Genomic DNA, 11,498 nt, shown 5'->3' on the forward strand with positions numbered 1-11,498 from the left:
CGAGTCGGCGAGCACCCGGAGGAACGCGCCGTCCAGGGCAGGGGAGAGCGCGGCGGAGGCGAACCGGCCGAACTGCCCGGTGCCGGCCGGGTTGACCACGTCGCCGGCGAACGCACCCGCGCCGCCCCCGCGTGCGCCGCCACCCCTTCCGCACAGCCGAGGAGCACCTCATGTCCTACGTGAGCCCCAAGGACTTCACCACCAAGATGATCGACGCGGGTGAGGCGAAGGTCTTCATGGCCACCCGCGACACGTTGATCCGGGCGTTCATGGCCGGGGCGATCCTGGCGCTGGCCGCGGCCTTCGCCGTCACCGTCACCGTGCAGACCGGCCAGCCCATCGTCGGGGCGCTGCTCTTCCCGGTCGGCTTCTGCCTGCTCTACCTGCTCGGCTTCGACCTGCTGACCGGGGTGTTCACCCTGGTGCCGCTGGCGCTGTTCGACAAGCGGCCGGGCGTGACCGTGCGCGGCATGCTGCGGAACTGGGGGCTGGTCTTCCTCGGCAACTTCGGCGGGGCGATCACCATCGCCGTGATCATGGCGGTGATCTTCACCTACGGCTTCGCCATGCCGCCGAGCGAGGTGGGCCAGGCGATCGGCTCGATCGGCGAGGGCCGGACGGTCGGGTACGCCGAGTTCGGCGCCGCCGGGATGCTCACGCTGTTCCTGCGCGCGGTGCTGTGCAACTGGATGGTCTCCACCGGGGTCGTCGCCGCGATGATGTCGACGTCGGTCACCGGCAAGGTCGTGGCCATGTGGATGCCGATCCTGGTCTTCTTCTACATGGGCTTCGAGCACTCGATCGTGAACATGTTCCTGTTCCCCTCCGGTCTGATGCTGGGCGGCGACTTCTCCGTCTCGGACTACCTGATCTGGAACGAGATCCCGACCGTGCTGGGCAACCTGGTGGGTGGGGTGACCTTCGTCGGGCTGACCCTCTACGCCACCCACGCCCGCACCGCGGCGCCCCGCAACGCCGCCGTCCTCCCGGTGCTCGCCGTGCCGGCCGACACCACCACCGCCGACACCACCACCGCCGACACCGCGACCGCCGACACCACCACCGCCGACACCGCGACGGTCGGCGCCCGCTGACCCTCGCCGGCGCCGGCGGCGCGCAGGGCACGACGACGAGGCGGCCTCTCTCCGGGAGGGGCCGTCTCGTCGTCGGTCCGCCGGGCCGGCGTCAGCGCCAGCGGTAGAGGTCACGGAGCAGGGCGATCTCCGCACCGTGGTGGGCCAGCTCGTCGGTGGCGTGCACCAGCAGGTCGGCCCAGCTGGCGTCGGCGTAGGGCCCCCAGTCCGGACCGAGAGGCCGCCACATCCCCTCCTCCCCCAGACCGGTCATCGCCGTGCGGAAGGCGGTCGCGGCCGTGTCCAGGTCCCGCAGCGCCGAGGCCGCGTCGCCGTGCCACTCCCGGCCGGTCAGCGCCAGCGGCCGCCCGGACGGCGTCTGGGCGAGGTAGTCGGCGAAGCAGTCCGAGGCCAGGTGCCACAGCCGCCAGGCGATCGTGGTGACCGGCGCCGGGTCCGGGGCCGGGTGGGCCCGGTCCGCGGTCCAGCTGCCGTCGTCCCCGCGGCGCACCGACCAGGCGCCGTCCACCGGCTCGTCGAGGTACTCGGCGTCGTCCAGCCCGACCAGCCGCTGGTCCAGTCGTCCGCGCGCGTCGTCCCAGCCGCGGAGCAGCACGGGCAGCACGAGTCGGTCCGTCATGCCCCTGGACGGTAGGACCGACTGCCCCGCGCCGGGTAGCTCCCGGGCCTCACAGCCTCGTCCGGCTGCCCGTGCGGGGCATGTACCGCACCGGTCACGCCGCTGCGGTCGGCTGGAAACGCCTCGTTCCTAGCGTCGTCCCCGGCGCCGTCCCAGCCGGGCGGGCGCCCCGCTGACCGGCCGCTGACCAGGGATGACCTCATGACCGAGACCCAGCTCCACCGCCCGGGCGCACCCACCGCCGCACCGCCTGCCGGCGAGTCCCCTCCAGCAGTCCGGGGCGGCCGGTGGATCGACGACTACACCCCGGAGGACCCGGCGTTCTGGGCCTCGCCGCAGGGCAGGCCGGTCGCCCGCCGGAACCTGGTGTGGTCGGTGCTCGCGGAGAACATCGGGTTCAGCGTCTGGCAGATGTTCAGCGTCGCCACCGCCGTCCTGGCCTCGATCGGCTACGGCTTCACCAGCGACCAGCTGTTTTGGCTGGTGGCCACCGCCGGCCTGGTCGGCGCCATCATGCGGGTGCCCTACACCTTCATGCCGGCGCTGTTCGGTGGCCGGAACTGGACGGTCGTCAGCGCGGCGCTGCTGCTGGTGCCGGTGACGATGCTCGTCGTCGCCGCGACGACCGGCCAGCCCTACTGGTTCTGGGTGCTGACCGCGGTCACCTGCGGCTTCGGCGGCGGCAACTTCGCCTCCTCGATGGCCAACATCTCCTTCTTCTACCCGGACAAGGAGAAGGGCTTCGCGCTCGGCCTGAACGCCGCCGGCGGCAACATCGGCGTGGCGATCATCCAGCTCGTCGGCCCGCTGGCCGTCACCGCCGGCACGATCGCGGTGATCGGCGGGAGCACGGGGACGACGGCCGGCGGTGACGCCCGGTACGTGCAGAACGTGGCCCTGATCTGGGTGCCGTTCATCGTCCTGGCGATCGCCGGCGCCTGGTTCGGGATGCACAACCTGTCCGGGGCCAAGGCCAACATCGCCGACCAGGCGGCGATCGCCCGGCGCAAGCAGACCTGGATCATGTCCTTCCTCTACATCGGCGCGTTCGGCTCCTTCATCGGGTTCTCCGGGGCGTTCCCCCTGGTGCTGGCCAACGAGTTCGCCGCCGACACCTACCGGTACGCCTTCCTCGGGCCGCTGGTCGGCTCCCTCTCCCGGCCCTTCGGCGGGTGGCTCGCCGACCGGGTGGGCGGCGCGAAGGTCACGATCGTGACGTTCATCGGCCAGGCCGTGGCGATCGGCGCCGCCATCGCAGCGCTCGGGGCGGGGAGCTTCGGCGGGTTCCTGGCCAGCTTCCTGGTGCTGTTCGCCGTCGTGGGCATGACCAACGGGTCGACCTACCGGATGATCCCGATCATCTACCGGGCCGAGGCCGCCGCGTCGCGGTCCACGGACTCCCCGGCGCGGGTCCTCTACCGGGCGCGGCGGGACACCGCCGCCGCCGTCGGCATCATCTCCGCGGTCGGTGCACTGGGAGCGGTGTTCATCCCGCGGATCGTGTCGGAGTCCTACCTCGCCACCGGCAGCGTGGTGACCGCCCTCGGCGCGTTCTGCAGCTTCTACATCGCCTGCGTCGCCGTGACCTGGTTCGTCTACCTGCGCCGCGGCACGCTGATGCAGCAGGCCGGCGTCTGACCCCCGTTGCTCCCGGCCGCCCCGCCCCCTGCCCGGGGTGCGGGGCGGCCGTGCGCTGCCCCGCCGTGGTGAGACGGGACCCGCGCCAGGTGCGTCACCGGGCGCGGCGGGCCATGATCACCGCGTGAGGGACTCCATCGGCGATGAGCGCGTGCCCGGCCGGGACCTGGTCGAGACCGGGGAGCTGGTCGCCGGGTCGATGACCCGGGCCGTGGCCGGGCTGCTCTTCGAGCCCGGGTCCAGCCCGCTGCGGCTGGACGAGCGGCTCGCCGCCTGTCTCCGCGATGCCGCGACCTCGGCCGCCGAGCTGCCGCTGACCTGGGAACGCGCGCGGGCCGGCGCCGCCCTCGCCTTCGCCGCCGAGCTGTCGGTCACCCGCGCCCACCAGGGCCGCGCGGTGCGCAGCGACGGCTTCTTCAGCGTGAGCACCGCGGCCCGCTCGGCCGCCGAGCGGCTGGTCGAGGACGTCGTCCAGGCCGCGCGGCGGACCACCGAGGAGCGCCGGGTGCGGCACCTGGGCTACCTGGTCTCCGAGGTGGTCGTCTCCCCCGACATCGACGTGGCGCTGGCCGCCCGGGCACTGCAGCTGGCCGAGTCGTGCAGCTGGCGGCAGCTGGTCTTCCTGGCCGCCGTGGGCCGGCGTGACCGGGCCCCGCTGCCGCTGGGCGCCCTGGAGGACGACCCGCGCGGCTGGCGGGCCTGGGGCGCCCGGGAGGACGTGTCGGACCTGCAGCGCAGCGGGCTGCTCGACCCGGCGCCGGTCGTCTCCCGTCCCGGGGCCGTCCGGCCCCGGCTGCGCCCGACCGACCTGCGGCTGACCCGCCGCGGCGTGCTGGTGCACCGGCTGCTGGCGCTGGACTTCGTCCGCGAGGACGACGTCGCCGCCGCACTCGCCGACCTGGAGCTGCCGCCCGCCTGAGAGCGGACCCTCTCGCCCCCGCCGCCCGCATCCTCGCGTCGGGCCGCTGCGAGAGCGCCTGCATCGTGATCACCTCGTGATCTGCGCTGTGGGTCTGCTGTGCCCCTCACCGCGTGTAGACGGGTGAGAGACCGGCGGAAGGGGACGGACGGCGTGGACGGGACGGGCTTCGAGGACTTCGTGTCCCGCGAGCAGCCCGGCCTGCTGCGACTGGCCGTGCTCCTCGCCGGCGACGGCGGCCATGCGGAGGACCTGGTGCAGACCGCCCTGCTGAAGACCTACCGGCACTGGGGCCGGATCACCCGTTCCGGCGAGCCGACGGCGTACGTGCGGCGCGTGCTGGTCACCACCCACACCAGCTGGCGACGGCGGCTGTCGACCACCGAGCAGGTGGTCGAGGCGCTGCCCGACCGGGCCGACCCCGCCGTCGTCCCGGACGCCGACGAGGAGCTCCGCGCCGCCCTGCGGTCGCTGCCGCCGCGGATGCGTACCGCGGTGGTGCTCCGCTACTACGCCGACCTCTCCGAACAGCAGGCCGCGGCAGCGATGGGCTGCTCCCCCAGCACCGTCAACACCCAGACGGCGCGCGGTCTGCAGCGGCTGCGCGCGGTGCTGACCGGCCCCGTGCTGACGCCCGTCGAGGAGGGTGCGTGATGGACGACGCCGAGCTCCAGGAGCGGCTGACCCGGCTGGCCGAGCGCACCGCTCCGCCACCCTGTGATGCGCTGGCGTCGTCGGTCGTCGCCCGGCACCGCGCCCAGCGGCGACAGACGCTCGGGACGGCGGCCGTGGCAGCCGGGGTGGCGGGCCTGGTCGTCCTCACCTCGACCGTGCTGGACGACGGCCCGTCCAGCGAGCCGGCCGCCGCCATCGGCGCCGATGCGGCGAGCCCGGAGTCGGCGGCCGCGGCGGTCGACGTCCTGGCCGGCCCGACCCGCGGCTCCCTGGCCGACGACGCCGCGTTCGTCGACGGCGTGCGGCGGGTGCCCTGGACCGAGGCCGACGACCCGAACCGGCCCACGGCCGCGACCGAGCCGTCGCTGGAGAGCCGGCAGGTGGTCTTCGTCGGCGACGTGGCCGGCGGGCGCTGGGCGCTGGTGGTCGGGGAGGACACGGTCCAGCCCGAACCGCCGGTCGGTTCCGGTCTGGCCGCCGCCTGGTTCACCGGCCCGGCCGGCGCCACCGCGGACCAGCTCCAGCCGGCCGGCCTGTCGGGCGGAGTGGACACCACCATGTCGCTGGCGCTCTCGGACGCCTCGACCGGGGCGCTGGTGGTCGTCGCCGCACCGGGTGACGAGATCCAGGTGTCCGAGCGCCCGCTGGTGGCCGCCGACGGCACGGTCAGCCGCGAGTTCGAGCCCGTCGATGCGCCGGACGGAGTGGCGGTGCTTGCGCTGCCCCCCGCCTCGGGCACCTATGCCGAGGCACTGCGCTTCCGGGTGGTGCGAGACGGCGCCGAGGTGGTCACCGCCATGCCCACGACGCACCGCTCGGACTGGTCCCGGGCGACGCCGGAGGTGCCGATCGAGTGGCTGCGCGGAACCGCGGGATCGACCGGTGCCGACGCCGTCCTCGACCGTGGGGTCGACGACGCGTTGACGAGCACCGGGCTGCCCCCGGACGACGTCGCCTTTAGCGTCGTGTGGGCCGGCGACGTCCCCGCCCCGAGCGGGCAGACGGCGCGGATGCAGCTGCTCGGCGCCACCCTGCCCTCGGGTGCGGTGTACCTGACGGCGCTCCTCGGCCGGGACCTGCCCGACGGGTCCGCCGTGAGCACCTGGTGCGGGACCGATCTCCGCCCGGCTGCTCCACAGCTGGCCGAGCAGCTGTTCGCCGTGGAGTGCAGCACGCCGTTCCTCGAGGGCACCGAGCCGGTCGACAGCCTGGTGATCGTCGGTCCGTCGGCGGCCACCACCGCGTGGCTGGTCGACGGCACCGGTTCCCGCGCCACCGCGCAGCCGCTGGACGGCGGGGTCGCGGTGCTGGAGCCGTTCGAGGACCTGACAGCCGTGGAGTTCCTGGCGCCCGACGGGACGTCGCTGGGCCGCACCGAGCCGATGGGGCACGCCGGCATGGAGTCGCTCGACGCGACCCCGTCGGGCGGGAACTGACGTGGCGACGCCAGAGCCGGCCTCCGTGATCGCCGCCCGCCAGCTGGCCGAGGAGGCCCGGTTCCGCGGGACCGCCGCGCGCCGCCGTCGTCCGCCGCCGCTGCGGCCGGTGGAGGCGCTCCCGGCCCTGGCACCGGCGCCGTGAAGGGCCTCGTCGCCTTCGTGCTCGGTGTGGTGGCCGTCCTGCTGCTCGCGACGCGCGGGGGCGGGGAACTGACCTGCCCGGCGATCGGCTGGAGCAACGGGCTCGTCGTCGAGCTGGTCGAGGGCTGGCCCGCTGCCGACGCCGTCCGGATCGAGTGCCCGTCGCCGTGCGGCCCGGTGCCGATGACCCCGTCCGACGAGGAACCGGACGCGGTCACCGTGCTCGCTGCGGACGTTGCCGCGCTCGGCCGGGCCGAGCTGGACCTCGACTGGGTCAGGGTCGGCGGCAGCGCGGAGTGCGGCGGGCCGCTCGAGGCGACGGCCACGGTCCCGGCTCCGTGACCGTGGACTCCCTGCCCCACCCACCTCGCCTGATCCGGGTGCTCCTCCTCCGCGGCGTCGCGGTCCGGGCGGAGCGTCAGCCGGCGGAGCGTCAGCCGGCGAAGCGCGTCGCGGACCGCGCATAGGCCGCCGGCGTCGTCGCGATCATCCACCGGAAGTGCCGGGTCAGGTGTGACTGGTCGGCGAACCCGGCCACGCCCGCCACCTCGGCGGCCGGCATCCCGTCCAGCAGCAGCCGTCGGGCCAGGTCGATCCGCCGGCCGGTCAGGTAGCGGTGCGGCGGCAGCCCGTGCCGCCGGGTGAACGCCCGCACGACGTGGGTGGCGGAGACCCCGAACAGCACCGCGGCCTCCTCGAGCGCCAGTCCCTCGGCCAGGCACGTGTCCAGCAGCTCACGCACCCGGTCGGCCAGGGCGTCGTCCCGCGCCTCCGGCGGAGCGGTCACGGCGCGGTCCAGGTGCTGGACCAGGCGCTCACGCACGAACGCCCACCGGCTCTGCGCCTCCAGCGCGTCGCCACCGGGGCGCAGCGCGGCGTGCAGCGCGGAGAGCCGGGTGCGCAGTGCGTCGTCGTCGAACCCCGGCTGATCGACGGCGACGCCGACCCGGTCGGCGCCGAGGGTGTCGGCGGCCAGGTAGAGCACCCGCTTGCGGAACCCGTCGGGCGACTGCGACCGGCCGTCGTGCGGCACTCCCGGCGGCAGCAGGGTGACCTCGGCCCGGGAGGCGCCGTGCGCGTGCCGGTCCAGGTCGTAGCGGACGACGCTGTCGTCGACCAGCAGCAACGTCCAGGCGTCGTGGGTGTGTGAGGGGTAGACGTGGTCGGTGAAGTGGGCGTGGAAAACCTCGGTCAGGCCGGGCACGTCCGGCCGCCAGGCGACCACCTCGCTCACGTCAGGAACGTACAAGACCCGGTGACGGCGGGGCCCGACGCTGAGCAGCATGCACACCCCCGCCGACGCGCCCCGCTGGGCCACGAAGGCGGACGCCGACGGCACCGGCTACCTGCCGATGCTGCGCCAGCCGGTGCTCGTGCTCGCCGGGCCCGCCGAGCTGCTGCGCGCGGCCCACACCCGGGCGCTGGAGCGGTCGCTGACCCCCGTGAAGGGCGCCCGCATGCACCCCTGATGGCCCCGCTGCAGGGTCCCGGCGCGAGCGAGCGAGTGGTGGGGGCTGCGGAGTCCTTCATCAGACGGTGACGACGAGGGCGCCGTCCTGGTCGGCTACCGGGAAGAGCCGCACCGGCGGCGCGGCACCGGTGCAGGCGCCGTCGGTCCAGCGGAACGCGTACAGGTGCAGCGGGCAGACCAGCACGGACGCGTCGGTCTGCCCGTCGGCGAGCGGCCCACCGGAGTGCGGGCAGGCCGCCTGGGTGGCGTGCAGCGACCCGTCGCGCAACCGGAAGACGGCGACTTGGGTCCCGCCGGCCACGAACGCGCGGCCCTCCCCCGGCGGCACGTCGTCCACCCGACCGACCACGTGCGGCACGCCCGATCCCCCGACCGCCGCACCGTCGGCGACCTCGGTGGCCGGCGTGCCGGTCTTCGGCGGGGCGGTGGTGGGCGCGTCCGGGGCGTCGGAGTGGGTGGCGATCACCGGACCGGCACCTTCGGCAGGTCGACCAGCGGCAGCGCGGTGCGGAACTGGCCGGGGGTGGCCGGTCGCGCGCCGTCCTGGCCCCACGGGTCGGTGTAGGCGTCGATGGAGCGCTGGAGACCGGCGTCCAACTCGGCGAGGACCTCCGCGCTGCCCTCCAGCAGCACCGCCCTGATCTGCTCCAGCCCGACCCGGGGCACGAAGTCGTACGTGCGCTCGAGCCAGTTGGCGTTCTCCCGGTAGTACTGGATGAACCGGCCACTGAGCTCCATCACCGCCGCCGGGGAGTCGACGGTGGCCAGCAGGTCGCCCTTGCGGATGGTGGCCCCGGCCGCGCCACCGACGTACACCTCCCACCTGCCGTTGCCGACCGCGACGACGCCGACGTCCTTGACGTAGGCCTCGGCGCAGTTCCGCGGGCAGCCGACCACGGCCATCTTGATCTTGGCCGGGCTCTCGATGCCCTGGAACCGGGTCTCCAGGTCGATGCCGAGCTGGGTGGAGTCCCCGAGCCCGAACCGGCAGAAGTCGGTGCCGACGCAGGTCTTCACGGTGCGGAAGCTCTTGCCGTAGGCGTAGCCCGAGGGCATGCCCAGGTCGGCCCAGATCGCCGGCAGGTCCTCCTTGCGGACCCCGAGCAGGTCGATCCGCTGGCCGCCGGTGACCTTGACCATCGGCACCTCGTACTTCTCCGCGACGTCGGCGATCGTGCGGAGCTGGGCCGGGGTCGTGACCCCGCCCTTCATCTGCGGGACGACGGAGAACGTGCCGTCGCGCTGGATGTTGCCGTGCACCCGGTCGTTGATGAACTTGGCGTCGTTCTCCTGCTCGTACTCCGCACCCCAGACCAGCCGCAGCAGCGAGGTCAGCCCCATCTTCGACTTCGCGTCCTCCTCCCCAGCGGGGGCCAGGGCGGTGAAGACGGCGGAGACGCTGCGCAGCTGCTGGTCGCGGATGGCGGCGATCAGCTCCGGCTTGGCCAGCGGGATGCCCGGGACGTACCAGGACTCGGCCGGGTCCTCCTGCACGTCGCCGTCAGCGGCCCACTCGACGACCTGCTTCACCAGCAGCTTGCACGAGCCGCAGCCCTTGCCGGCGCGGGTGGCGTCCATGCAGCCGCCGACGCTGGTGGTCCCGGCCTTGACCGTGTCGACCAGCGCCTGCTTGGTCACCCCGTTGCAGTTGCAGACCTGCGAGTCACCGGGCAGCTCGGCGACCCCGACCTCCGCCGCGCCGTCGGAGAGGTCGACGAGCAGCTTGATCCGCTCGGCCGGCAGCGGGGTGCCGCGGTCGAAGGCCTGGGTCAGGAAGGCGACCTTGCGGGTGTCACCGAGCAGGGTCGCGCCGACCAGCTTGTCGTCCCGGACGACGACCGACAGGTGCACCCCGCGGCGCGGCTCGGAGATCACCAGGAACTCGTCGGTGTCCCGCTCGGGCCGGTTGACGCCCATCGTGGCGACGTCGACCCCGGCCACCTTGAGCTTCGTCGCCGTCCGGGAGCCGTGGTACTCGGCGTCCGGGTCGGCGCCGGTGAGCAGGTCGGCGAGCACTCGGGCCTGCTCCCAGACCGGTGCGACCAGCCCGTAGAGCTCGCCGCGGTGCTGCGCGCACTCCCCCACCGCGTAGACGTCGGGGTCGTCGGTGCGCAGCTGGTCGTCCACGACGATGCCGCGCTCGACCTCCAGGCCGCTGAGCAGCGCGACCTCGGTGACCGGCCGGATGCCCGCGGCGATGACCAGCATGTCGGCGTCGATGGCCCGGCCGTCGGCCAGGACGACGCCGCGCACCCGGTCCGGGCCGATCGCCTCGGTGGTGCGGGTGGCCAGGTGGACGACGATGCCGAGGGCCTGGACGCTGTTCTCCAGGATCGCCCCCGCTTCTGCCGAGAGCTGCTGGTTCATCAGGTGGGTGCCGGCGTGCACCACCTCGACCTGCAGCCCGTGCCCCTGCAGCGCGCGGGCGGCCTCGAGGCCGAGCAGCCCACCGCCGACGACGATCGCCCGCTCGTGTTCAGCAGCGGCCGCCAGCATCGCCCGGGTGTCGTCGATGGTGCGGAACCCGAAGACCCCGGGCAGCAGCTGCTCGCCCTCGGTGTACAGGCCGGTCATCGGCGGGATGAACGAGCGGCTGCCGGTGGCCAGCACCAGCTGGTCGTAGGCGGTCGTCGTCCCGTCGGCGGCGTAGACGATCTTGGCGTGGGTGTCGATCCGGTCGACCCGCACCCCGGCCCGCAGCGTCACGCCCTGGCCGGCGTACCAGTCGTGGCTGTTGAGCACGATGTCGTCCTCGTGCTCCTCCCCGGCCAGGACGTGGCTGAGCATGATCCGGTTGTAGTTGCCGTGCGGCTCCTCGCCGAACACGGTGATCGCGAACTGCTCGCCGCCGCCACGTTCGAGCACCTCCTCGACCACCCGCGCCCCGGCCATGCCGTTGCCGACCACGACCAGCCGCTGCCGGGCGTCGATGCCGTCGGCGTCGTCCATGGCGAAGTGCAGCGTGCTCACGCCCTCGGGGCGTCCCCCGAGCACCGCCGTCATCAGACCTCCACCAGCCCGAGGTCGAGGACGAGCTCCCCGGTGACGCCCACCGGCGCTGCGGCGTGCAGCTCGACCACGGTGCCGCCGTCGAGGTCCTCGACCACCCGCAGTGGCACGTGGCAGTCGCCCTTGGCGCCGATCGGGAACCAGCGCATCGGCTGGCCGTCGCGCACCAGCAGCACGTAGACGAGCTCGTCGGTGGAGTTGCCGCCGCGGAAGTAGAGCGCCTGGGCGCTCTTGCCCTCGGGGACCTGGTAGCGCAGTGCGGGGTCCAGGGGGCCGGGTTTGCCCAGCCCCTCGCCGGTGATCGGGTAGACGCCGTGCAGGAAGCGCGGGGTGCTCTTCACGCTGGTGGTCCTCCTCCGGGATGGGGCGTGCGGGGTCGGTCGACGTGCCGTTCCCGACGGCCGCCCGCTCCTGGTGGGCGACGGGCGTGGCGGGGACGACGACGTAGAACTGGTGCTCCCGGTCGGCCATCCGCTGCCGGATCGTCTCCAGC

The 11,498-nt window shown here is 74.0% G+C and carries 13 protein-coding genes; 8 read left to right on the plus strand and 5 right to left on the minus strand.

Translation table 11 applies throughout. The annotated features are described in order from the left end of the window. The first annotated feature begins 170 nt into the window (after window positions 1-170). On the plus strand, window positions 171-1,094 hold the full coding sequence (locus G5C62_RS22120) for a formate/nitrite transporter family protein (RefSeq protein WP_164702701.1): 924 nt from the start codon (window positions 171-173) through the stop codon (window positions 1,092-1,094). 91 nt (window positions 1,095-1,185) lie between these two features. On the opposite strand, the gene G5C62_RS22125 is transcribed toward G5C62_RS22120, so the two are convergent. Then, a complete protein-coding gene (locus tag G5C62_RS22125) occupies window positions 1,186-1,713 on the minus strand; it encodes a DinB family protein (RefSeq protein ID WP_164702702.1) in 528 nt (175 codons plus the stop codon). Window positions 1,714-1,914: 201 nt separating this feature from the next. Here G5C62_RS22125 and G5C62_RS22130 point away from each other — a divergent pair, with 201 nt between their 5' ends. The 6 genes from G5C62_RS22130 (at window position 1,915) to G5C62_RS22155 (ending at window position 6,867) form a co-directional block, all read left to right on the plus strand. Continuing rightward, complete coding sequence (locus tag G5C62_RS22130; protein ID WP_164702703.1) at window positions 1,915-3,351, plus strand: MFS transporter; 1,437 nt, start codon at window positions 1,915-1,917, stop codon at window positions 3,349-3,351. Window positions 3,352-3,475: 124 nt separating this feature from the next. Next, the gene (locus G5C62_RS22135; protein ID WP_164702704.1) at window positions 3,476-4,270 is read left to right on the plus strand and encodes a hypothetical protein; all 795 of its coding nucleotides are present in this window, start codon (window positions 3,476-3,478) and stop codon (window positions 4,268-4,270) included. Between the two features lie 153 nt (window positions 4,271-4,423). Next, window positions 4,424-4,924, plus strand: a complete 501-nt coding sequence (locus tag G5C62_RS22140; protein ID WP_164702705.1) for a SigE family RNA polymerase sigma factor — start codon at window positions 4,424-4,426, stop codon at window positions 4,922-4,924. Next, on the plus strand, window positions 4,924-6,381 hold the full coding sequence (locus G5C62_RS22145; protein ID WP_164702706.1) for a hypothetical protein: 1,458 nt from the start codon (window positions 4,924-4,926) through the stop codon (window positions 6,379-6,381). Before G5C62_RS22140 ends, G5C62_RS22145 begins: the two co-directional genes overlap by 1 nt. Before the next feature lies 1 nt (window position 6,382). Then, complete coding sequence (locus G5C62_RS22150; protein WP_164702707.1) at window positions 6,383-6,526, plus strand: hypothetical protein; 144 nt, start codon at window positions 6,383-6,385, stop codon at window positions 6,524-6,526. Beyond that, on the plus strand, window positions 6,523-6,867 hold the full coding sequence (locus tag G5C62_RS22155; protein WP_164702708.1) for a hypothetical protein: 345 nt from the start codon (window positions 6,523-6,525) through the stop codon (window positions 6,865-6,867). The genes G5C62_RS22150 and G5C62_RS22155 overlap by 4 nt, the downstream gene beginning before the upstream one ends. Window positions 6,868-6,958: 91 nt before the next feature. Here the strand turns inward: G5C62_RS22155 and G5C62_RS22160 are convergent, their stop codons facing one another. Beyond that, window positions 6,959-7,759 carry an AraC family transcriptional regulator gene (locus G5C62_RS22160; protein ID WP_241176061.1) on the minus strand — a complete coding sequence of 267 codons (801 nt, stop codon included), beginning with the start codon at window positions 7,757-7,759 and terminating at the stop codon, window positions 6,959-6,961. A 49-nt stretch (window positions 7,760-7,808) separates the two neighbouring features. Here G5C62_RS22160 and G5C62_RS22165 point away from each other — a divergent pair, with 49 nt between their 5' ends. Beyond that, the gene (locus G5C62_RS22165) at window positions 7,809-7,994 is read left to right on the plus strand and encodes a DUF2000 family protein (RefSeq protein ID WP_164702710.1); all 186 of its coding nucleotides are present in this window, start codon (window positions 7,809-7,811) and stop codon (window positions 7,992-7,994) included. Between the two features lie 60 nt (window positions 7,995-8,054). On the opposite strand, the gene G5C62_RS22170 is transcribed toward G5C62_RS22165, so the two are convergent. From G5C62_RS22170 to G5C62_RS22180, 3 genes are read right to left on the minus strand one after another with little or no spacing between them, the layout of a single operon-like run. Beyond that, entirely contained in the window at window positions 8,055-8,462 is a 408-nt protein-coding gene (locus G5C62_RS22170) for a Rieske (2Fe-2S) protein (protein WP_206330789.1), read from the minus strand. After that, window positions 8,459-10,999: a nitrite reductase large subunit NirB gene (nirB, locus tag G5C62_RS22175; protein WP_206330790.1), complete on the minus strand. Its 2,541-nt coding sequence runs from the start codon at window positions 10,997-10,999 to the stop codon at window positions 8,459-8,461. The genes G5C62_RS22170 and nirB overlap by 4 nt, the downstream gene beginning before the upstream one ends. Continuing rightward, window positions 10,999-11,346 (minus strand): molybdopterin oxidoreductase, encoded by a 348-nt coding sequence (locus G5C62_RS22180; RefSeq protein WP_164702711.1) that lies wholly within the window; start codon window positions 11,344-11,346, stop codon window positions 10,999-11,001. Before G5C62_RS22180 ends, nirB begins: the two co-directional genes overlap by 1 nt. Window positions 11,347-11,498: the final 152 nt, after the last annotated feature.

It is taken from the genome of Modestobacter sp. KNN46-3, assembly GCF_011039295.1.